Raw genomic sequence first — 23,855 nt, forward strand, 5'->3', positions numbered from 1 at the left:
GCCCCATGGACCGGAAGCTGCCCCCTCCTCACGCCGCGCACGACGGTCCTCCCAAGACAGGCCCTGCCGTTTCTCTCTCCGATATCGGTGTCGGCCTTGCGATCCTCGCGGCCTTTGCCCTTGTCGCCTTCAACGTGCATTCCAACATGACGGCGGCCGGCATCCAGCCGGGCTTCGGCTTCCTCACCCAGCAGGCGGGCTTCGATCTCAGCGAAACGCTCGTTCCCTATGGCGCGAGCGACAGCTATCTGCGGGCGATCCTTGCGGGCCTTGCCAACACCATCGCCGTAGCCCTCGCCAGTCTCGTCATCGCCTGCATCGCCGGCCTGCTGCTTGGGCTTCTCAGCGTCAGCACCGCGCCGCTCGCCCGTTTCTTCGCGCTTGCTTACGTCGAACTCTTCCGCAACTTACCGAAGATCCTTGTCCTGCTCGTCATCTTCATCGCCGCGGTGAACGGCCTGCCCGCGATCCGACAGGCATTGGTCCTCGGCCCCTTCACGATCTCCAACCGGGCGATCTACCTGCCTTGGCTTTCCGACGATCCGCGCAACACGACCTTGCTCCTCGCCAGCCTTGTTCTGGTCCCTGCCTTCATCTGGCTCTGGGCAGGCCGCGCCGCCCGGCGTCAGGCCCTCACCGGCCGGCGCCTGCCCGTTCTGCCGGTCGCGTTTGCGCTTTTCATCGTCGTCCCCGGGGTACTCGCCACCGCGCTGCAAGCGCCGCTCGGTCTCTCGTGGCCGACGCTCGAAGGCTTCTCGGTCGAGGGTGGCATCGCGCTTTCCATCCAGTTCTGTACGGTGGCGGTCGCGCTCGGCCTTTATCACGGCGCGCAGATTGCCGAGGTGCTGCGCGGCGGGATCGAGGCCGTTCCGAGCGGCCAGATCGAGGCGGCGGCGGCGCTCGGCCTCAGGAGCGGCCAGACAACCCGTCTCGTCGTCGTACCGCAGGTGCTGCGCACCGTGGTTCCTCCGCTCAACAACCAGTTCGCAAACCTCTTGAAGAACACCTCCATCTCCATCGCCGTCGGCTATTCCGACCTCATGTCGGTCGCCGGCACCGCGATCAACCAGACCTTCCGGCCGCTGGAAACCATGCTGATCACCATGTCGATCTACCTGCTGCTCTGCCTTGTACTCACCGGAGTGCTGAACCATTGGAGCGCCCGTATCCGCGCGCGGGAAGGGAGGGATGGACGATGAGCGGAGCGACACAATCGATCGGCTTCGGCCGACTTTCCGCCTGGCTGCTGAGGCAGCTTTCCCGACCCGGCGCAAGCCTCCTGTCCCTCGCAAGCGGTGGCCTCGTCCTCACCCTCCTATGGGCCATTGCCGATTGGCTCGTCTTCTCGGCCGTGCCGCCCCTTGCCGATCCGTCCGCCTGTGTCGAGGCCGCGGGCGCCTGCTGGCCTTTCTGGGCGGAGAAATCCCGCTTTATCCTGTTCGGCACCTATCCGTTCGACGAGCAGTGGCGGCCGATGCTCGTCTCGCTCCTGCTGATCGGTCTTTCCATCGCCACCGGCCAGATGGCTGTAAGTGGGCGCTGGCTGAACATTAAGCTCACCGCCGGACTCTGGCTGGCGGGCATCGCCGCGTCCTTCGCCCTGATGGGCGGCGGCATTCTCGGTCTCGTTCCGGTCGATGCCACCAGGTGGAACGGCCTGCCGATCCTCCTCATCCTGTCCACCATCGCGCTCGCCCTGGCCCTGCCGGTCGGAGTGCTGCTCGCGCTCGCCCGCTATCAGACACGTCATCGGCTGCTGCACCGCGCCGCCGGCGCCTATGTGGAGATCATGCGCGGGGTGCCGATGGTGACGCTGCTCTTTGTCGGTGTGTTCGTGCTGCCGCTGACGCTCCCCAAGGGCACGGCCATCGATCCGATCATCGCGGTCCTCATCGCTCTCGTCTTCTTCCATGCCGCCTATTTCGCCGAGGATGTGCGTAGCGGCCTCATGGCACTGCCTGCCGGTCAACATGAGGCAGCCTCTTCGCTCGGTCTCGGCTTCTGGCAGACCGCCCGCCTCGTGCTTTTGCCACAGGCCATCGAGCGGGCCATGCCCGCCCTCGTCAACAGCACCATCGGCGCCTACAAGGATACATCCCTTGTCGTGATCCTCGGCCTGCACGATCTCAGCGCCACCGCTCGCATGGCCTTCAGCGATGTCGCCTGGGGCAATCAGGCGCTCGAGGCCTATGTCTTCGTTGGCGTCTGGTTCCTCATCTCCTGCTCCTACCTTTCCTGGATCGGCCGACGGCTCGCCGCACGGGCGGCGAAAGGCCGAAATCGGAGCGCCTGATACCCACGCGGCAGCGACGCTCTCTTGCAACTCCGACCTGCTGTATTGACGCGGACGGCCAATATGCCGCTCTCGACGAGCAAATTGTCCGTGGGTTTACTCGGCCGTCAGAAATCCAAGATCACGTCCTTGGCATTGGCCCACGGCGGATCCGGTAGCGTGCCGGCACAGAAAAGTTGGTGCCTACCATCGGCCCGACCATCCTGCTCGGACGCGGGTCAATCCTCAGGCAACCCGGCCGCGATCATCAAACCCACGAGGCGTTCGGTCGCGTCGAGATAAACCGGACTGGTGTTCTTGGTGGGCGGTGGCAGATTGCGCGCTGTCGAACCCGGCCTCAGCGTCATGGCCTGCGCCAAGGCCGCCCTGGCTTCGTCGGTTCGGCCCAACTGCTGATAGGCCGCTGCCAGCAGGAAATGCGTGCGTCCGCTGGCCGGCGTGATCGCGATCGATCGCTGCAGCCAGGGCAGTGCTTCTTCGGCCCGGCCCGTCAACATGTGGACCCAGCCGGCTCCGATCGCCCATGTCCAGCGGGCGACCTGGGGCGTATCGAACCGGTCGGCTTGCTCGAACGTTGCAAGGGCCTCGTCGAAACGCCCCAGGAAGACCTGGGAAAGCCCGATGAGATAGAACACGGTTCCGTTCCATGGATCGAGGGTGAGTACCTTGCCACAGGCCACCAGGCTTTCGACGAAGCGGTTGGTCGCCGACAGATACCGGCAGTGCATTTCGAGCACCGGGATGTAATTCGGCTGCGCGCGCAAGGCGCGCTCAAGAATCTCGCCGACGCGGTTCTCGACCGTTTCGCGCTCCGCAGCGGGAAACCAGGCCATCTGGATCCCGCGCAGCTGAAATGCCGCGAGCGCGACTTGAAGGTCGATATTTTCCGGGTCGTCGGCGAGCGCTTGTTCGAGCATCGCCTGCGCGGCGCGAAAGCGCTCCGGCGTCGTTTGGTTGATCGAGGCCGTTGCCTGCTCGATCGCCGCCTTGGTGCTGCCCGCCGGCAAGCCGAGCGCCGATCGTTCACCAGCGTTCAAGAGCACGTTGATACGCAGTGCCAGCGCGTGGCCCATGCCGGCCGTCAGCCGCGTTTGCTGCAGTTGCTCGTCGGCGCCGGCCAGGCCGACCGAGACCGAACTGGTCCACTTGACCGCGCCGGTCGCCGGTTCGGTCATGCGCGCGCGCAAATTCCACCCTGTTTCTGTTCTCTCCAGTTCGCTGCTCACGACGAGATCGGCGGCCGCCACAGCGCCGCCTGGTGGAACGACCACCCGGATTGTCTCGATTTTCGCCAGGCCGTCGGTCAGGTCGCGGTTGACGCCCGCCGCCATCCGCACAGCCAGCGGATCGTTGCTTGCAGCCGTCATGGGGACCACGGCAACGGTAAGGGGCGCACCCGTCACGAAACGGGGAAGCCGCGTCGCAGCGGCCGCCAAAGCCGTCAAGCCGAGCCCGGCCACAGCGACGAGTGCGGCGCGGCGGCGCATCTTGACGTCGAGCCAGCGCCCTGCCGATCCACTTTCCGCTTCAGGATCGATCTGCGGCAGAGGCTTTTCCGGCACGACCGTGTCCGGCGCCGTCGATACCTCGGCCTCGAACAGGTAGCCGCGACCCGAGACCGCTCTGATCAACTGCCGACTGTCATCGCCCAGCGCTGCGCGAACTTCGCGAACGCACTGGAACAGGCTGTCTTCGCCGACATGGACGTTCGGCCAGACCGCCGCCATCAGCTCGTGCTTGCCGATGACCCTGCCCGGGTTGGCGGCAAATAGTTGCAGCAAATCGAAAGCCTTGGGCCTGAGCTTGATTGTTTCGCCGCCGGGCCCACGCAGTTCGGACCGCTGGGGATCGAGTTCATATCCAACAAATCTGAGCACCGGGCCTCCGTCTCCCGCGATGATATCCCCGGAACTCCGGCATTCTGCCAAGAACAAGAAGATTGATGATTAAGCCATTCGATTTCCTGCGGGAAAGGCGAAATTCAACAAAATTTCAGAATTTCCCCGACGCCCTTTCAGGACTTTCCCTGGTCCGCACTGACATACGGCACAGGAACACAATGAACACGATCGCGAGGAACACGATTCCCTGCAAGCACAGAAAAGGCAGAGGCCTGGATGCGCTGCGGCAATGTGAGCCCTGATCCAGGCGGAGGGAACCTATGTCTTCACGAGTGCTTTTCGCGTCGGCGCAGAACGCGCGTTGGCTAGCCTCTCCCGGCAGCAGCGATTTCAACACCGGCGCCAAAGCATGCGGAGCAATTTCGTGAGAACTGCCAGGAATTATGAGGCGCGCGCAAACCGTTCCGCGCTGCGTGTCCCCGCATTGGGTGTCGTCGCCTCTTTGGCTGCGACCCTTGCGAACTCCGTCGCACCGCTTGCGCTGATCGTCGCGTCTGGGCCCGCACTGGCGGACAGCATCGGCCAGAACGGTGCTGCCGGCGGAAGTGCGCCGAATTACATGAATGCTGCCGGCGGGGGCGGCGCTGGCGCTGCCGGCGATGGCTCGGCGACCGGCACCGGCGGAGGTGGAGGCTCGACGGGCGGCTCGGGCAACCGCGGCGGGTCGGGCGGCGCTTCGGACAGCGGCGGCGGCGGCGGTGGCGGCTACGGACTTGGCGCGGGGGGCGGCGGCGGCGGCGCGGGTGGTGCAGGCCTGACGCTGAACACCGACCTGGTCAACAATGCGACAATCAAAGGGGGCAACGGAGGCAACGGAGGCTACGGGTCCGCCAATTGGGCGCAGACCTGGAACTATGCCGGCGGCGGCGGCGGAGGTGGTGGTGGGTCAGGCATTGTCGTCACGACGGGAACCAGCCTTACCAATTCAGGCGTGATATCGGGCGGCAATGGCGGCGGCGGCGCGGACGTCACTGGGCCGGGTATCCCCAACTCATTCGCCAACCCCTCGGGCAACGGCGTGGGGGGCAATGGTGGAAACGGCATCACCGCCACCGCCTCCATCGGACTGACAATCAACAATTCTGGTACAATCCAGGGCGGCGGCGGCGGAACCGACTACCACAACGTCCAGCCCTATCGCCCACAAGCCGGCGGCTACGGCATCATCGGCCAAAACCTGACCATCACGAACAGCGGAACGATTGCAGGTGGTGCCCGCGGCGGGGCTGGCGGCCTGTCCGGTAATCTTTCATCGGCCATCGTCATCACCGGCGGTATCAACACCATCACGGCTCTCAGCGGCAGCAATATCGGCGCGATTGATCTCAATGGCGGCGCGACGACCCTTGCCGGCGCTTTCAATGACAGAGTCCAGGTCAACGGCGGCGCAACGCTCGCCCTGGGCGCGGCCGGCGACGCGACCGGCTTCACGAGCCTCAGCAATGCCGGTGGCACGATCAGTATCGGCGACGGCAACACGCTTTCGGCCGGGACAATCTCCAATTTTTGGGGAGGGAGGATCACCTTAGGCGCTGGTGCTGTCCTCTTTGGCACAGGCAACACGTTGAACAACGATGCCACCATCGATGTCGGCACCGACGGTGTCGTCATGGACAATGGCGACATCAACAACAATGCCGCCGGCATCATCAATTTCAATGGCCCAGGCGGTACAGCGCAACTTTCCCCTGGAACCGGCAACGTCAACAACAGCGGCCAGATCAAAGTTGTCGGCGGTGACGTCGATGTGCGGATGAGCAACATCAACAACCAAGGCAATGGCCTGGTGTCGCTCATCGGTGGCGACATGTTCGGCGTGTCTACACTCACAAACTCCGACACGGCGACGCTGAACCTTGCTGCGGGCCGCAAGCTCAGCCTGGTGACCCTTGCCTTCAATGGCGGCACCATCTCGGGCACCGGCACGATCGAGGCTGCGGGCGCCTTCAATCTCTGGGGCAATGGTACGGTCGGCGCGACACTCGCAGGTGCGGCAAATCTGACGAGAGGCGGTCCCGGGACGACAATCCTCACGGGCAACCACACCTATACCGGCGGAACCACGGTCAATGCCGGCGAACTGCAACTCGGCACCGCCGGCGCCGCCGGCTCGATCCGGGGTCAGGTCAACGTGAACGGCGCCGGTACTCTCACTCTCACCAATGCCGACGCCACGAGCATTACCGGTATCACCAATGCCGGAAGAACGTATCTTTACAATTCCTCAAGCGCAGCCAGTGCGACCATCGCCAACACCGGCGAGCTCTATTTCTACAATGCCAGCAATGCTGGCAGTGCTATCGTGACCAACAACAATTTCCTCGAATTCTACGACACGAGCACGGCTGGCAGCAGCAACATCACCAACAACAGCAACCTCCTTTTCTATGACAACAGCCGCGCTGGAACGGCCACGATTGCCAACAACAACGGCAGTTTTCTGAATTTCCACAACACCAGTTCCGCAGACAACGCCCGCATCACCAACGACGCCTTGCTGTCCTTCTACGACAGCAGCACGGCCGGCAGCGCGGAGATAACCAACAATCGGGATCTTACCTTTTATGATGCGAGCGGAGCAGGCAGCGCCAGGATCACGAACAACGACACCCTGACGTTCCGCTCGACCACCACGGCCGGCAGCGCCAGGATCACCAACAACGCCAGCCTGGCGTTCCTCCACAACAGCAATGCCGGCAATGCCGAGATCGCCAATGGCGCGGCTGGCATTGTCGATTTCTCGGGCTCGACGGGTTCCGCCGTCAACAAAAAACTCACCGCCGGTTCGATCGCTGGCGGCGGCTCCTATCTGCTTGGTGACAACGAATTGACTGTCGGCTCGAACGGCCTGTCGACCGAAGTCAGCGGGACGATCAGTGGCACCGGCGGCTCGCTGGTCAAAGCTGGCACCGGTACGCTGAGCCTGACCGGTATCAACACCTATACCGGCGGAACGACGATTTCAGGTGGCACGCTGCAACTCGGCAATGGCGGCGCGACCGGCTCGATCCTGGCCGATGTCGTCAATGACGGCGCGCTCGCCTTCAACCGCAGCAACGCGCTCACCTTCTCCGGCGCCATCTCGGGCAGCGGCGCGGTACGGCAGACCGGAACGGGCACAACGATCCTGACGGGCAGCAACAATTATACCGGCGGAACAACAATCGCGGACGGCACGCTCCAGATCGGCAATGGCGGTGCAATCGGCTCGATCGTCGGCGACGTCATCAACGACGGCGTTCTCGCCTTCAACCGCAGCGATGCTGTCATCTTCGCCGGCGCCATTTCCGGCAGCGGCACGGTAAGGCAGATCGGTTCAGGTACGACGGTCCTGACCGGAAACAACAGCTACACGGGAGGCACCACGGTCGCGGGCGGCGTGCTCCAAATCGGCAATGGCGGTGTGGCGGGCTCGATTGCCGGCGATGTCGTCAACGACAGCGTGCTCGCCTTCAACCGCAGCGATGCGTTCACTCTCGCCGGCGCCATTTCCGGCAGCGGCGCTGTACGGCAGATCGGTACGGGCACCACGATCCTGACGGGCAGCAACAGCTACACCGGCGGCAGCACGATTTCAGGCGGCACGCTGCAACTCGGCAACGGCGGCGCGACCGGCTCGATCACCGGCAATGTTGTCAACGACGGCATTTTGGCCTTCAACCGCAGCGACGCGGTCACCCTCGCCGGCGCCATTTCGGGTAGCGGCGTGGTGCGGCAGATCGGTACGGGCACCACCATCCTGACCGGCAGCCACACCCATACCGGCGGCACGACGATTTCGGGCGGCACGCTGCAACTCGGCAATGGCGGCGGGACCGGCTCGATCCTGGGCGATGTGGTCAACGACGGCATTTTGGCCTTCAACCGCAGCGACGCGGTCACCTTTTCCGGCGCCATCTCGGGCAATGGCGCGGTGCGGCAAACCGGTTCAGGCACCACCACCCTGACAGGCACCAATACCTACACCGGCGGCACGACGGTTTCAGGCGGCACGCTCCAGATCGGCAATGGCGGCACGACCGGCTCGATCCTGGGCGATGTGGTCAACGACGGCGCGTTCGCCTTCAACCGCAGCGACGCGCTCACCTTTTCCAGCGCGATTTCGGGCAGCGGCGCGGTGCGGCAGATCGGTTCAGGCACCACCATCCTGACCGGCAGCAACAGCTATACCGGCGGCACCACGATTTCAGACGGCACGCTGCAACTCGGCAACGGCGGCGCGTCGGGCTCGATTATCGGCAATGTCGTCAATGACGGCGCGCTCGCCTTCAACCGCAGCGATGCCTTCTCTTTCGCAGGCGCCATCTCGGGAAGTGGAGCCGTACGACAGATCGGTACGGGCACCACCATCCTGACCGGCAGCAACAGCTATACCGGCGGCACGACGATTTCAGCCGGTACGCTGCAACTCGGCAATGGCGGCGCAACCGGCTCGATCACCGGCAATGTCGTCAACGGCGGCGTGCTCGCCTTCAACCGCAGCGATACGTTCACTTTCTCCGGCGCCATCTCGGGCAACGGCGCTGTGCAACAGATCGGATCAGGTACGACCGTCCTGACCGGCAGCAATAGCTATACCGGCGACACCACTGTCGCGGGCGGCCAGTTGCAGTTCGGCGACGGCAGCGCGGGCGGAAGCAACACGCTCGGCGGCAAGCTGACCGTGACCGGCGGCACGCTGGCGATCCAGGCGCCGGCGGCCGTGGACGTCGCACAGACCGTGAACTTTGCCGACAACACTGCGCTATCCATCGTCGCGGGCACGAACAACTCCGGGCTGTCGGCCGACAGTATCACGATCGGCAATGGCGTCGGCTTCAACATCGGCGGCATCAATGACGCGAGCCAGCTCGACAAGGTGCTGATAGACACCCGCTCTGGAATCAGCGGTGACTTCGCCAACGTCAGCGTCGGCGGCTTCAGCGGCGCAGTGGACTATCTCACCATGTCCGCCCGCAAATCAGCTGACAACCGGCAATATCTCGCCAGCTACGGTCTGAGCTGGACCGCCGCCAACAATCTCGCCCACGGTACCTTCACGCTGACCAATGCCACCGACAGCTTCACGGTGGGCGCGGCACTTTCCGACCAAGTGGCGAACCCCGCGACGGGCTGGAACGGCACGTCACTGACCAAGGCCGGCATGGGCACGCTCACCCTGACCGGCACCAACAGCTATGGCGGCGGGACGACGATCTCGGGCGGCGTCTTGCAACTCGGCAATGGCGGTTCGACCGGATCGATCCTGGGCGATGTCGTCAACGACGGTGTGTTGGCCTTCAACCGTAGCGATGCGGTCACATTCTCGGGCGCCATCACGGGCAATGGAGCGGTGCGGCAGATCGGTACGGGCACCACGATCCTGAGGGGCAGCAACAGCTACACCGGCGGCACAACGATTTCGGGCGGGGTCTTGCAACTCGGGAACGGCGGTGCGGCCGGCTCGATCCTGGGCGATGTAGTCAACAATGGCGTGCTCGCCTTCAACCGCAGCGATGCAGTTACTTTCTCCGGCGCCATCTCGGGCAACGGTACGGTACGGCAGATCGGTACGGGCACCACGATCCTGACGGGCAACAACAGCTATACCGGCGGAACGACGATTTCAGGCGGTACGCTGCAACTCGGCAACGGCGGCGCGACCGGCTCAATTGTCCGCGACGTCGTCAACCATGGCGTGCTCGCCTTCAACCGCAGCGATGCGGTCACTTTCGCCGGCACCATCTCCGGCAACGGCGCGGTGCGGCAGAACGGTTCCGGCACGACGGTCCTGACCGGCGACAACAGCTATACTGGCGGCACCACGGTCGCGGGTGGGACGCTGCAACTCGGCAACGGCGGCGCGGCCGGCTCGATCATCGGCGACGTCGTCAACCATGGCGTGCTCGCCTTCAACCGCAGCGACGCGGTCACCTTCGCCGGCGCCATCTCGGGCAGCGGCGCTGTGCGGCAGATCGGTTCAGGTACGACGGTCCTGACCGGCAACAATGCCTATATGGGCGACACCACCGTCTCCGGTGGGCGCTTGCAGTTCGGCGACGGCAGCGCCGGCGGTAGCAACGCTCTGGGCGGAAACCTGACCGTGACCGGTGGCACGCTGGCGATCCAGACGCCGGCGACCCTGACCGTCGAGCGGGCAGTCACCCTCGCCGACAACACCGCGCTGTCCATCGTCGCCGGCACGAACAGCCCCACGTTGACCGCCAACCACGTCACGATCGGCAATGGCGTCGCCTTCAACATCGGCGGCATCAACGATGCGAGCCAACTCGACAAGGTGCTGATAGACACCCGCTCTGGAATAAGCGGCGACTTCGCCAGCGTCACCGTAGGTGGTTTCACCGGCACGGTGGACTATCTCACCGTATCCGGTCGCAAATCGGCAGACAGCCTGCAGTACCTCGCAAGCTATGGGCTGAGCTGGACCGCCGGCAACAATCTCGCCCATGGCACCTTCACGCTGACGGATGCGGCCGACACCTTCACAGTCGGAACGGCGCTCGCCGACCAGACGGCAAATCCCTTGCTTGGCTGGAACGGCACGTCGCTGGCCAAGGCCGGCGCCGGTGCGCTCACTCTTAGCGGCGACAACACCTATAGGGGCGGCACCACGATCGTGGGCGGTGTGCTGTCGATCTCGCGCGATGCCAATCTCGGTGCAGCTTCGGGCGGCGTTTCCTTCACCGGCGGTGCGCTTGCGACCACCGCGAGCTTCGACACTGCTCGCTCGATCGCCCTGACGCAGGCGGGGCGCTTCGACATCGCCGCCGGAACCGAACTCGGGCTGACGGGCGGCCTGTCGGGCAACGGCGACCTGATCAAGCAGGGCAACGGCACGCTGCGGCTCGACAACGGCGCCAACGCCTACGGCAACACGCTGGTTGCGGCCGGTACGCTGATCGGCAATGCCGACTCGATCTCGGGCAAGATCGGCAACGCCGGAACGGTCGTCTTCGATCAGACGACCAACGCCGCCTTTGCCGGCGACATAGGAGCACTCAATGGCTCCGGCGGCCGGATGATCAAGCGGGGCGCCGGTGCTCTGAGCCTGACCGGCATGTCGTCACTCGATTGGACGGTCCAGGCGGGAAGGCTCGTTACGTCGGCCGAGCGCTTCGGCGGCAACACAGCCCTCGCCGCGGGCGCTTCCCTGACGTTCGACCAGGCCGTCAACACCAGCTATGGCGGTGTGATTTCCGGCAGTGGCAGCTTCGCAAAGGCTGGCGCGGGCCTTCTCACCCTGACGGGCAATTCCTCCGCTTTTTCCGGGGCGACAACGGTCGAGAACGGCACGCTGGCGGTCAACGGCTCACTTGGCGGCACCGTTGACGTCCTGGCCGACGGCCGCCTTCAAGGCAGCGGTGCGGCGAGCAACGTGCGCGTTTCGGGCACGATCGCCCCGGGCAACTCGATCGGCACGCTCAACGTCGCCGGTAATCTCACCCTCAACTCCGGCTCGATCTACGAGGTTGAAGTGAACGCGGCCGGCCAGTCGGACAGGATCGTTGCCAGCGGCACGGCGACCATCGCCGGCGGCTCGGTCAAGGTGCTGGCGGACACGGGCAGCTATGCGCCGGAGACAAAGTACACAATCGTGACCGCCAATGGCGGTCGGAGCGGCAGCTTCAGCGGCGTGAACTCGAACCTCGCCTTCCTCGATCCTTCGCTCAGCTACGACGCCAGCAACGTCTATCTGAAGCTGACCCGCAACAATATCGACTTCTCCAGCGTCGGTGCAACGCCGAACCAGATCGCCACCGGCGACGGAGTCGAAAGCCTTGGGAGAGGCAATCCGGTCTACAACGCCATCACAAACCTGTCGGCACCACAGGCACGAAACGCCTTCGACCAGCTCTCGGGCGAGATCCACGCTTCGGCGAAGTCGGCGCTCATCGAAGGCAGTCGCTTCGCCCGCAATGCTATCAACGAACGCCTTCGCGCGGCCTTCGACAGTGCCGGCGCTTCGAACGGCACGGTTACGAGCTATGTCGGCGGCAACCCGGTCGAGGTCGAGGCGACAACCGATCGTCTGGCGTTCTGGAGCCAGGGCTTCGGTTCCTGGGGGCACACGGATGGCGACGGCAACGCAGCACGTCTCAACCGCTCGACGGGTGGATTCTTCGCTGGCGCGGACGTCCCGGCGTTCGACAATTGGCGCTTCGGCGCGATCGCGGGCTACAGCCACACCAGTTTCGACGTGAAGGAACGCTCCTCCTCCGGTTCGAGCGAAAACTATCACGCCGGCCTCTATGGCGGCGCCAGCTGGGGCGATCTCGCCTTGCGGACCGGTGCCGCCTACACCTGGCACGATGTCTCGACGTCGCGGAAGGTCCCGATCCCCGGGTTCAGCGACACTCTGAGCAGCGATTACGACGCCAGCACGGCGCAAGTCTTCGGCGAACTCGGCTATGGCTTCGCCATGGGCACGGCTCGGCTCGAGCCCTTCGCCAATCTCGCTCACGTCAGCGTTCATACGGATGACTTCGCCGAGAGGGGTGGGTCGGCGGCACTCGGCAGCAAGGGCGACACGGCGGAATCGACGTTGACGACACTGGGTCTTCGCGCCTCGACCACCTTCGACCTCAACGGCGCGGCCGTAACGGTCAACGGCATGGCCGGCTGGCGCCACGCCTTCGGCGATACGGTGCCGCTTTCGACGATGCGCTTTGCCGGAGGCGGCGACGTCTTCCTGACCGCGGGTGTTCCGATTGCTCGCAACGTTGCGGTGGTCGAAGCCGGCCTCGACTATGCGCTGTCGCCAAACGCAACGATCGGCGTGACCTATGCCGGCCAGTTTGCCTCAGACATCGCCGACCAGTCCGCCCGCATCAGCCTCAACGTCAAGTTCTGAAGGTGAATCCAATTGACTGTGACCAAAGACAAGCATCGCCCGCAGCGCACGACCGAGCGAAAGGCGCTTGCATGACGCGCAACAGCATTCGTCACCTTAGGCTCACTTCCACATCGCTCGCGATTGCCGTGGGCGTGGCGCTGTATCTCGTACCGGAGCTCGCCTCTTCGACGCCGAGCGGTGCAGCACCCGTTACCGCCGGCCACGACGACCCGGCTCCACAGCGTTTCCAGCTGGCTCAGGCGCAGACTGAGAGCCGAACCGCCGGTGGTAAAGCAGCATCGTCCTTGCCGGGTGGGGCATCGTCGCTGAACGAGACCTATCAGGACTGGAGCGTGGCCTGCGTACAGGATACGAGCGCAAAGCGCTGCGTGCTGTCGCAGGTCCAGGCGCAGCAGAACGGACAACGCCTGCTGGCGATCGAACTGAATGCACCGTCGGCAAACTCTGTGTCGGGCACACTGGTCCTGCCGTTCGGTCTGGCGCTCGAGCCCGGCGTCACCTTCCAGATCGACGACAAGCCGGCGATGCAGCCCGTGCACTTCCACACTTGCCTCCCGGTCGGATGCCTCGTTTCAGTGACCTTCGACACCCCAACGCTGGTCGCGCTGCGCGCCGGCGCGGCGCTTAGGGTCAAGGCCGTCGCTGTTGGCGGGGCAGCGGCTCCGCTCTCGATCTCCTTGCAAGGTTTCGGTACTGCGCTTGACCGCGTGGCGACGCTGGCGCGCTAAGATTGGCCGAACCCGTAACATGCGTGTGGCCCGTATGCGTATGGCAAGTGATCTCCTCGAGATTTCATCGCCCGCAATCGGTGGTCTCGGGTGTCGCTTCGGAAGCGAGGAGGCTTGGTGTTCCGCGCCGGGCCGCCTATTACCGGGTGCCACGGGAAGACCTGCGAATACGGCACTCGGCCTGCTCCCGGCCCCAATTGAGACGCTCGGTCACACTGGCCAAGGATCCGCTCCTGACACTCTTCGGGTGTTCAGATCATGGGTAGGAACGCGAACTCTCCGCTCGACGACCGCAGACCGGCAGCACGGATGTGTCCTATCCCTCGCCTTGAAAGGAACCGAACCGCTACGCCCCCGGCACGGTTTGCTACGCTCCTGTTAAGCCGGCCTTTTTGCGGCGCAAGCTGCTATTATGGAACTTGTAGAGTAGCGATGATTTAAAACATGATCCCTCGGCCGCATCTGGTACATCGGTCACTCACGCCGCTGATCGCTGTCTCTTTCGGTGGGCTTAACGCCCGGCGCGGGCCTGAAATCCAGCACACGATTGGCTACGCGATCAGCGCGTCGGTGCCTCGTTGCCAGCAAGTGACGCCAGGCCAACCGCTACTGAACCGTCGGAGATTCCGCAGAAGTAAGATCTCGGTTAATCGGCGCAAGCGACGCAACTTTGCCAAGTTGGACAACCTCGGTCGCCTCACCACGTCCGCGCAGCCAATGCTCGCCCATCGGGATCGTAGAAAAGCTGTCGTCGAGCCTTGAGGCGGTCTCTCTGGAAAGGGCAATGCAGGCGGGTGCATCCGGCATCGCCATCTTGCCCACTTCCAGGAGCCGCTGGCTGATGTTCACCGTATCGCCCACGATCGTGTAATTGACCCGGTCGGACGCGCCGATATTGCCGACAATGACAAGGCCCGTGTGGATGCCGATGCGCACTCGAAGCGGTGGCCGACCTTCCGCCGCTCCCTTGATATTGTCGTTCTCCAGTTCTTCGCGGATGATTGCGGCCGCACGGACTGCGGCAGCGGCATGATCCTCCAGATGATCCGGGGCGCCGAAAAATGCCAGCATGCCGTCGCCGAGAAACTTGTCGACGGCGCCGCCGTTCGCATCGACCGCGCGGCAAAGAATGGCAAAATGGTGGTTGAGGAGCCGCCCTGCAGCGGCGGCATCCATCTGCTCCGACAACGTCGTGAAGCCGGCGATGTCGGTGAACATGACGGTGACGACTGCTTCGCGCGGTTCGGCAATCCCCATCTGTCCGCTGCGCACCAGCTTGGAAACAAGAGAGCGCGGCACGTAGGTGGAAAACGCGCGAAGACCCACAAGCATCGCATTGAAGGCAGAGGCCTGCTCATCCAGTTCCAGAACCCTGCTGCGCGGCAGCGGCGTTACATCGTCAAGTTCGAAGTTGGCAACGCGCGACGCCTGGCCGGCGATCGCTTGTATAGGACGAGATAGACGCCGCCCCAACAGGACGGCAACCACGACCGCTGCGGCCATGGCGCCAAGGCCCAGCAGCGCCGACCCCATGACACGTTCGATCTCGTCGCCTATCTGTCCGGCCTCGAAATACGCCCCGATGGTCCATGGCCGTTCACCGTAACCAGCGATCCTGCGCGTGATAGCGATGTAGCTGTCCGCTCCCGACAGTGAGGCAGACGCAGCTTGATCGTCGATGCTGATCTCGGCGACCTCGATATCGCGACCGCGCTTCGCGCTGAATTCCGTCTCTGTCGTCCTCTCACCATATCGCGCAAGCACCGGGTCGCCGAATGCGACAAGTGGCGTCAGCGGCCGCGTGACCGAATTTGGATCGGCTAGGCGAGGGTCTGCCAGGACGGTTCCGTCGCCATCCAGGATGAAGGCATGTGTACCGAAGCGCGACGACAATTCTCGGGTGATTTCCGACAGCTTGCGCAGCTCCACGGCGGCGATCACCCAGCCTCGTGTTTCTCCATCACGCTGAAGCGGGGTCGAGACATTGGCGAACAGGCCGTACTCGTTGGCCACGAATGCGCCCCACTGACGCCCATCGAGCTGACGCCGGCCTTCAAGGGCGGCGCGGACCTGAGGAGATTTCTCGGGAGCAGCCGGAAGATGCCGGATCTCATTGGCGGGAAAGTCGCGCCCGCCACGGGCAGCACCTCTGCATTTCAAGTCGGCGGTGCACACCAGCATCGCATTTGCGCCGGGCGTCGCCGAGAGCGCACCGGCAAGGGCTGCCGACATTTTCGCATCGTCGATCTCAAAATCGCTCTGCGCGTAAAGCTGCGCGACGCCGGCCACCGCATTCTCTGCGCGTCCCATTTCGGCGCGCAGAAGGTCTTCCATTGCATCGACCAGAAGCGTCGACTGAGCGCCGAGCAGATCCAAGGTATTGCGCACGTTAGCGCCTACCGACAACGCCAGAACGCCCCCCACAGACACAAACACCAGCGCGCCGAAGCTCAACGCCATGAGCGCGGCGATCGGGATCCGGCGCCGGTCAGTGCTGCGCCGGGCCGCATTTGTTGATGGTTCGGAGGTGCTCATGCACTCAATGTCATCGAGTCCCCCGGATTTGCAAGCCCACCCACCCTGCGGCAAGTTTGCGTCCTCCGCGCCGGTCTTGAGCCGCACATTGGGCTCGGGCTCCGGCAACGCCTGCCCGGCGCACAGGCCCTCGGCAACGGGCAGGCAGTGTCAAGATGGCCGGAGAGCCGGCAGGTAAGGTCCGGCCCAGGCATCCTAACGCTCGGCAGAACCGTTGCAGGCCGCCTCGAAGGCGCTGATCCATAGGGTAGCCGCCTCTGGGCCGTCTGATGCGGACGTTTTCGACCAAACTCCGGTCGCTGTCGTCAGCGTAGCTTTGGTCGTGGCACGATCAACGGCGTTGCGGAAACCGGGTCGTCAATAATCATGCATGAGAGCCCGAAGACGTCCTCCACCAGCTCCGGGGTTATGATCTTGGCCGGCTCACCCTCGGCGACGATGGCGCCATCGCGCATCGCTATCATATGGGTGGCGTAACGGCAGGCGTGATTGAGGTCGTGAAGCACCGCCACCAACGTTCGGCCACGGTGACGGCTGAGATGCTGGCAGAGATCCAGCAGTTCGATCTGGTGGGCGATATCGAGGAAGGTTGTCGGCTCATCCAACAAAAGGATCGGCGTTTCCTGCGCCAACACCACGCCGATCCAGACACGTTGACGCTGACCGCCGGAGAGTTCGTCCACCGGTCGATCTGCGAGATCGGCGACTCCTGTCAGCTCCATAGCCTCCCATACGGCCGCTTCATCCGCCTTCGACCATTGCCTCAGGAAGGACTGATGCGGATAACGCCCCCGCGACACCAGATCGAAAACCGAAATCCCCTCCGGCGCCACTGATGATTGCGGCAACAGTCCGATCCTGCTCGCCACGGCCTTTGCTGCGTATTTGCCGATCTCCTTGCCATCAAGAACGATCTGCCCCGAACTGGGCGACAGAAGGCGCGCCAGTGCCCGCAGCAAAGTGGATTTGCCACTGGCATTGGGGCCAACGATGACCGTGAACGAACCATCGGGTATGTCGACCGAAAGGTCGGCGGAGATGATCCGCCGCTCGTATGCCAGCGTGACGGCCCTTGCGCGAAGCCGAGGATTATTGCTCATGACCTTCTGATCTCCCGCAGCAAAAGCCCGACAAAGTAAAGCCCGCCGATGCTGACCGTCATGGTGCCGACCGGCAGCGGGGATGCAAACGCATGTTGAGCCAGCCAGTCGGCCGCAAGCAGCATGAGCCCGCCCACAAGCGCAGACGATGCCAGCGGAACACCGGGCGCATGCGCCAGCCGTCGGGCGATCTGGGGCGCGGCGAGTGCAACGAAGGTTATGGGACCCGATACTGCGGTAACGGTTGCCATCAGGGCCACACCCAGCACCAGGAGGGCAAGGCGTGTGGCGCTGGCGGAAACACCGGTGGAAACTGCGAGATCGTCGCCAAGTTCGAGCTGCCGCATTGGGCGGGCCAGAGCGATAGTAAGGGGCATTAACGCAAGGAGAACGGCTGCGACGAGCTTGACATCGGATTGACCGAGACCGTTCAACGTCCCCGCCCCCCAAATCGCCGCAGCAAGTGCTGCCGGCAAGTCTGCCTGGCGCATCAGCCAGAGATTGAAAGCGCCGAGCATCGCGGAAACACCGATCCCGACGACGATCAGTCGGAAGCCCTGGATGCCATTCTTCCAGGCAAACGCATAGACAATCATCGCCGTCGCCAAGCCGCCGATGACCGCACCAACCCCCATCTCCTGCGGCCCGCCGCCAAGGATCAGCATCGCGACGAGCGCACCGGAATAGGAGCCCGTGGAAAAACCGATGACGTCAGGGCTGCCAAGCGGATTGCGTGTGAGCGACTGAAAGATGGCGCCGCTGAGGCCGAGAGCCATGCCCAGCAGCAAGGCCAGCAGCACGCGCGGCAGACGCCATTCCACCACGACCATTCGCACGTTCGGCGAAGCCCCGCCCACCAGCGCCGCCCAGATATCGGTAGCGGCAACAGGCAGTCTTCCGCTCGACAGCGACACAAGCATCAACACCAGCGCGAGCCCCACCAGTACCGCAAACAGCATGGCCGCACGTAAATTCAGGCGAAATGAGACCTGCTCGCTCAAGCAGCGAACGGGTCTGACGACCTGTCCAGTGGCTGGATTTCCCGGCGGCCCGCTCACAGGCCGGTCGCCTTTCGGCGGCGCGCAAGCAGGATCAAAACCGGTGCACCGATCAGGGCCGTCAAGATTCCGGCCTCCAATTCGTCGGGCGCGATCAGCAGGCGACCGGCAACGTCGGCAACCAGGATCAGGATCGCTGAAAACACAGCCGTCAGGATCACGATCCAACGTTGGTCCGGCCCGCTGAACCAGCGCACGGCATGCGGTACCATCAATCCGAGGAAGCCGACCGGACCGGCCGCCGCCGTCGCGCCACCGGCCAGAAGCGTGACGCCTATTGCCACCCCGACCCTGGTGAGACCGAGGCCGGCACCGAGGGTGCTCGCCAACTCGTCGCCAAGCGCAACCGCATTCAACGGTCGCGCAAGAACAAGCGCCAGCAAATGCCCGGTAGCGATCACCGGAGCGACTGTCGCGACAATATGCATGTCCCGGCCGGCGATCGAACCGATCGACCAGTGACGCATCTGGTCGAAGGCTTGCGGGTTCAGAAGCGTGATCGAAGAGCCAATGCCTGACAGGACCGCGGAAAGCGCGACCCCCGCCAGAACGAGCCGCATCGGCGTCGCACCATCTCGCCCCGAGGCGCCGACAGCATAGACAACCGCCGTCGCGGCAACGGCACCCAGCATGGCAAAGCCGAGATAGGCGTCGATAGTCCTGAGGCCGAGAAGCCCGACGGCCACGATCACGAAAAAGGCGGCACCGGCGTTGACGCCGAGGATGCCGGGGTCGGCAAGAGGATTGCGTGTGGCCGCCTGGATCAGCGCGCCGGAGACACCGAAGGCACTGCCTGCAAGCAGGCCAAGCAGCGTGCGCGGCAAGCGGTAGTCACGGATGATCACGTGCTCGACCGATGTCGGATCAAACCCAAGGAACGCTTGAAGCGCAATCTCGGGCGCGATGGTCCTGACGCCGACGAGCAGGCTCGCGACCATCGCCACGATCAACAGGACCGTGCCAGCAACGAGGGCAAGCACCTTGCTCCGGCCGCGCGACCGCACCGCCCGTTGGGCGCGCGTTGTTGCCGGGATGCCGAGCGTCACGCCCATGCTCATACCCGCGCCTGCCCTAGGATCCAGTAGCCGACTGCGGTGATCCGCTGTTTGTCGAAGCCGAGCGCATCGCGAAAATGCTTGCGGCTTTCGCTGACGGACGTCGCTTCGCCGGCGATCCAGATATAGCCGGGGCCATCCGGCAACGGGATGCCGCGCGCAATCTGCTCCAGCCCGCTGGCACGGCCGTGCTTGCCGAAACTGTCGTACCAGGAAACGCTGATATCTGCCTTGGACGTCAACTCCTGGCGGTCGGCCATGTCGGGCAGTTCGACATGCACCTTCGCCGCGATACCTTCGGGAAGTTCCTCAAGGATCCGCGCCGCCGCCGGCAGGCCGGTGATGTCAGAAAGCAGCACGATCCATTGGGCGTCGGATGGAAGGCGATAGCGGCCTTCCGGATTGCAGAGACCGACCACATCGCCCGGTTTTGCCGAGAGCGCCCAGCTCGCGCCGACACCGCCGTCATGCACGACGAGATCGACGACCATTTCGCCGTGGGCAGGATCCCAGCGCCGGATGGTATAGGGCCGGTTCGGGCAGGGCTTGGAGCCATCCGGTCTCCCCCACTTTCCATTGGCAAAGACAGGGAGCGTCACCGGCGTGTCGTCATCCGGGGCGAAGGCCAACCGGATCCACTCGTCCGCATGCCCGGTCTCCACCAGCCGATCTGCCCCGTCCACGTCGAGAACCACCCGGATCATCGAGGGGGTCAAACGTTCGGCCGTGCGAACGCGGGAGAAGAAATAGTCTTCGTGATACATCAGGGCTCCTTGCCGGCGCGGCTGTCAGCCAATTCGATCGCCTGGGCCAGTCGCGGCACCAAGCCTGGAAATCCGTAAGGGATGGCGAGAACACTCGGCCAGGAGGCCGACCAGACGGAAACCGGATCTTCAAGCACCACATAGGCGCCCGCTTTGACGGGTCGAAACAGCCGGAACAGCGGCTGGTTCTCCATCGAACCTCTGGCATCGCCTTCGTACCACATGATCAGGACATCGCTTTCGACCGTGTCGAGTTGCTCAAGGCTGATGTCGAGAGAACTTCTGCCCGGGTTTTGCCGGGAAAGCCGTTCTACGCCGGGGGCGATGCGCATGCCGAGGTCGACCAGCCAGTCGACCCGCGTCTCGCCGGGCAAATAGACGACCATTGAACCGGAGCCCGGGAAATAGGTGCCGAAGGTAAAGCTGCGCCCGATCAGGCTCTCATTTTGCCGGGCAAGCCGAGCCAGGAACGATTTCGTCCGATCGATAAGTACTTCGGCCTCCGCCGGTCGGCCCAGGGCCTTGCCGATCTGCCGTGTCTGCTCGCGCCAATCGGCCCGCCACGGTCCGCTCGCGTAGCCGATCGTCGGAGCGATAGTCGACAACCGCTCGTAGCTGCGAGCGTCCATGTCCGAAAAGACGTTGACGATCAGATCGGGCGCCAGGCCGAGGATCGTTTCGTAATCGGCCTGCCCGCCGTGGAGCAGGTGCGGCCGAGCGGACCCGAGCCTTTCTTCGCACCAGGGGGCGATGCCGCTTTCGAACATGCCGCGACGAACCATGGCGATCGGCGTTTCACCGAAAGCAAGCACGCTGTCCTCGTCGCACCAGCCGACTGTGACAATGCGTTTTGGTCGCGCCGGCACGACCGTCGCGCCGAGCGCATGGTCGACTGTCACGGGAAAGCTTGGCGTTTGCCTCATGGACGCACCCGCCCTTGAGGCCAGCAATGATGCGAAGCCTCCGGCAAGCACGGCGCGGCGCGACAGGAAACCGCCTGTCGCGTCGCCGATTGCCGATGTCAGCCGTGTTGCCGTCAACGTCGCCCTCCCGTTGCCGCCGGCACGCCTTGCGCCGACGCCACCTTTAGAACTTGAACTTCGTGGAAACGCTGAAGCTGCGCGGCTCACCGTAGAACCCGGTGTCGAAATTACCGAAGCCCGCATAGTACTTCTCGTTCAGGAGGTTCTTCGCATTGAAGGTGAGATCGACCTTCTCGTTGAAGCTGTACCGGGCCATCAGATCCACCAGGAAGACGTTCTTCTGGCTGAGAACAGCGTATTCCGAGGCCGGGCTCCACACCTTGCCATAGATCTCGTCCTGCCAGCGGATGCCGCCGCCGACCGTCAGCTTCTCCCACTCTCCGGGCAGCTGATAGGTGGTGAAGAGCTTGACGACGTTTTCCGGTGCGCTCGTCTGGATGAAGGAATAGACCCGGTCGCCGTCGGCCTTGCGGGCATGGGCGTATGTGTAGCCCGCATAGACGTTCCAGCCAGGCAGCACCTCGCCGGACGCCTCCAGTTCAAACCCCTTCGTCGTCACCCCGTCGGCGGCGGTGTAGTAGGGATCGCCCGTCACGGGATCGGTCCCGGCCTGTTCGCCGACATTGTCCTGCCTGGTCAGAAAGACGGCAGCGGTCGTGTTCAAGGCACCGTCGAAGAACGCCCCCTTCACGCCGGCTTCGTAGCTATTGCCCATTTCGGGATCGAGATAGGCACCTGCAACATCCTGGCTTTTTTGCGGTTTGAAAATGCTCGTGTAGCTTGCATAAACTGAATAGCTGTCAGTCAGATCATAGACGACGCCGAGATAGGGCGTGAGTTCGCCCTTGACCGAGTAGGCCGCCGCGCCTGCCCACGTTCCGCTGGCATTGTCGTACGTGCCATAGTCGTTCGTGTCCCACCAGCTTATGCGGCTTCCAGCGATGACGGAGAGCTCATCAGTCGGCTTCAGGCGAATGGCGGCATAGGCGCCGTACTGGGTCGTCTTCGTTTGATATTTGCCGACGAGATCGAACCCCGGCTCCTGCGTCTTGCCGTCCCAATCGAAGAAGTTGGGCACGTTCGGGTCATAACCGACGCCGCCATAGCCGTACCAGGGACCTTTGTCGGAAGTGCGCGATGCCGTGGCGCCGATCATCAGATCATGGTCCCGGCCAAACAGCTCGATCGGACCGGAAGCCCTGACATCGGCGGTGTTTTGAACGACATTGCCGCCGTAACGCCCGACATACTGGAAGACACCGGCACCCGTCACCGGATCTGGCCAACCGCCGCCGGCCGACCCGAGCACGCTGTCATGGCCGTTGCGACGATGGTTGAGCGTCACATCCAGGTTCCAGCCGTTGTCGAACTCGTGCACGAGCGTTGCAAAATAGTTGTTTGCATAGGTGTTGCGGCGGCTCCACTCCGTGGCCGGATTCTTGGAGACATCCCAATCGGTACGCGAGCCGTCGCTGTAGAACATCGGCAGGCCCGTCCAGCTCGACCCGCGCGGAAGATTGCGCTGGTAGTCGGCACCGACGGTCAGTGTCGTATCATCTGTGATGTCGGCTTCGAGCACGCCGTAGAGCGTGAACTTGCGTTTCTCGTAGTGATCCAGATAGGACTTGCCGTCTTCGTAGGCGCCGGCGAAGCGTCCACGCAGGGAGCCATCTGCATCCAGCGGACCGGAGACGTCCATCTCCGAACGATACGTATCCCAGGAACCGGCAGTCCCTGTCAGCGAGGCCTGGAACGTGTCGGTCGGCTTCTTGCGCACCAGATTGACGGCGGCGCCGGGGCTCCCTGCCCCCTGCAGCAAGCCGTTGGCGCCCTTCACGATTTCGACCCGGTCGTAGATCGTCATGTCGGCGTTGCTCAGGCCATAATCGTAAACCCCGTCGGTCTTGGCGAGCACGCCGTCATACTGAAACTCGGTCAGGGCGAAACCGCGCGCAAAGAATTCGGTACGGTCACTGTCGTAACGCTGGATGCTGATACCCGTGGCGCTGCCGAGGGCATCGGCAATCGTCGTTGCCTGTCGATCATCAAGCAACTGCCGGGTGACAACGGTCACCGACTGCGGCGTTTCCCTGATCGACAACGGCAGGCCCGCCGCGGTCGCCATCTCACCTGTTGTATATGAACCGGTCCCTTCGGTTGCAGCGCCCAGGCCGCTTACCTCGATCTTCTGCAGAGCCGTGGCCCCGTCTGGGGTGACGGCGCCTTCACCCGAGCTGGTGCGACGCGGGTCCGAGATGGTCACCGTGTTGGTGCCGGTGAAGCGGTAGACCAGGCCGGTGCCGGAAAGAAGCCTGGCAAGAGCGGCATCGGTGGTAAAGCTGCCCGAAAGTCCAGCACTGCGCAGTCCACGTACGACGTCCGCCGGATACAGCATTTGCAGGCCGGCAGCATCTCCAAAGCGCATGATCGCCGCGTCAAGCGGGCCTGCGGGGATGCTGAAACCGGCAGCGGCGGGCCGTATGCTCTTCGGTGTCGTCTGTTGGGCATATGCCGGCGTGATGGCAACGGATGCCATCAACGCGCATGCCAGCCCCGAAACAACGACCCCCGTACCCCATGCGGC

12 protein-coding genes are annotated in these 23,855 nt (G+C 63.9%); 4 read left to right on the forward strand and 8 right to left on the reverse strand.

Translation table 11 applies throughout. The annotated features are described in order from the left end of the window. The first annotated feature begins 5 nt into the window (after nucleotides 1-5). Together LPJGGPFB_RS23425 and LPJGGPFB_RS23430 are read left to right on the forward strand one after the other, a co-directional pair. On the forward strand, nucleotides 6-1,199 hold the full coding sequence (locus tag LPJGGPFB_RS23425; RefSeq protein ID WP_173422382.1) for an ABC transporter permease subunit: 1,194 nt from the start codon (nucleotides 6-8) through the stop codon (nucleotides 1,197-1,199). Then, entirely contained in the window at nucleotides 1,196-2,293 is a 1,098-nt protein-coding gene (locus LPJGGPFB_RS23430) for an amino acid ABC transporter permease (RefSeq protein WP_173422383.1), read from the forward strand. Before LPJGGPFB_RS23425 ends, LPJGGPFB_RS23430 begins: the two co-directional genes overlap by 4 nt. A gap of 218 nt (nucleotides 2,294-2,511) precedes the next feature. Here the strand turns inward: LPJGGPFB_RS23430 and LPJGGPFB_RS23435 are convergent, their stop codons facing one another. After that, the gene (locus LPJGGPFB_RS23435) at nucleotides 2,512-4,170 is read right to left on the reverse strand and encodes a tetratricopeptide repeat protein (RefSeq protein WP_173422384.1); all 1,659 of its coding nucleotides are present in this window, start codon (nucleotides 4,168-4,170) and stop codon (nucleotides 2,512-2,514) included. A 388-nt stretch (nucleotides 4,171-4,558) separates the two neighbouring features. On the opposite strand from LPJGGPFB_RS23435, the gene LPJGGPFB_RS23440 reads away from it, so the two are divergent. Both LPJGGPFB_RS23440 and LPJGGPFB_RS23445 read left to right on the forward strand, forming a co-directional pair. Continuing rightward, complete coding sequence (locus LPJGGPFB_RS23440) at nucleotides 4,559-13,045, forward strand: autotransporter-associated beta strand repeat-containing protein (protein ID WP_173422385.1); 8,487 nt, start codon at nucleotides 4,559-4,561, stop codon at nucleotides 13,043-13,045. 71 nt (nucleotides 13,046-13,116) lie between these two features. Continuing rightward, nucleotides 13,117-13,776: an invasion associated locus B family protein gene (locus LPJGGPFB_RS23445; protein WP_173422386.1), complete on the forward strand. Its 660-nt coding sequence runs from the start codon at nucleotides 13,117-13,119 to the stop codon at nucleotides 13,774-13,776. Nucleotides 13,777-14,382: 606 nt separating this feature from the next. Here LPJGGPFB_RS23445 and LPJGGPFB_RS23450 read toward each other — a convergent pair. From LPJGGPFB_RS23450 to LPJGGPFB_RS23480, 7 genes are all read right to left on the reverse strand, one after another. Next, complete coding sequence (locus LPJGGPFB_RS23450; protein ID WP_327795895.1) at nucleotides 14,383-16,398, reverse strand: adenylate/guanylate cyclase domain-containing protein; 2,016 nt, start codon at nucleotides 16,396-16,398, stop codon at nucleotides 14,383-14,385. Between the two features lie 218 nt (nucleotides 16,399-16,616). After that, the gene (locus tag LPJGGPFB_RS23455; RefSeq protein WP_173422387.1) at nucleotides 16,617-17,411 is read right to left on the reverse strand and encodes an ABC transporter ATP-binding protein; all 795 of its coding nucleotides are present in this window, start codon (nucleotides 17,409-17,411) and stop codon (nucleotides 16,617-16,619) included. Then, nucleotides 17,408-18,370, reverse strand: a complete 963-nt coding sequence (locus LPJGGPFB_RS23460) for a FecCD family ABC transporter permease (RefSeq protein ID WP_173422388.1) — start codon at nucleotides 18,368-18,370, stop codon at nucleotides 17,408-17,410. The genes LPJGGPFB_RS23455 and LPJGGPFB_RS23460 overlap by 4 nt, the downstream gene beginning before the upstream one ends. 95 nt (nucleotides 18,371-18,465) lie before the next feature. Beyond that, the gene (locus tag LPJGGPFB_RS23465) at nucleotides 18,466-19,527 is read right to left on the reverse strand and encodes an iron chelate uptake ABC transporter family permease subunit (RefSeq protein ID WP_234903012.1); all 1,062 of its coding nucleotides are present in this window, start codon (nucleotides 19,525-19,527) and stop codon (nucleotides 18,466-18,468) included. Further along, nucleotides 19,524-20,288, reverse strand: a complete 765-nt coding sequence (locus LPJGGPFB_RS23470; protein ID WP_173422389.1) for a siderophore-interacting protein — start codon at nucleotides 20,286-20,288, stop codon at nucleotides 19,524-19,526. The genes LPJGGPFB_RS23465 and LPJGGPFB_RS23470 overlap by 4 nt, the downstream gene beginning before the upstream one ends. After that, nucleotides 20,288-21,328 (reverse strand): iron-siderophore ABC transporter substrate-binding protein, encoded by a 1,041-nt coding sequence (locus LPJGGPFB_RS23475; protein WP_173422390.1) that lies wholly within the window; start codon nucleotides 21,326-21,328, stop codon nucleotides 20,288-20,290. Before LPJGGPFB_RS23475 ends, LPJGGPFB_RS23470 begins: the two co-directional genes overlap by 1 nt. Before the next feature lie 46 nt (nucleotides 21,329-21,374). After that, nucleotides 21,375-23,807, reverse strand: coding sequence for a TonB-dependent siderophore receptor (locus LPJGGPFB_RS23480; protein WP_173422391.1), 2,433 nt, complete (start codon nucleotides 23,805-23,807; stop codon nucleotides 21,375-21,377). Nucleotides 23,808-23,855: the final 48 nt, after the last annotated feature.

It is taken from the genome of Ensifer adhaerens (assembly GCF_013283195.1).
GTDB lineage: Bacteria > Pseudomonadota > Alphaproteobacteria > Rhizobiales > Rhizobiaceae > Ensifer > Ensifer adhaerens_G.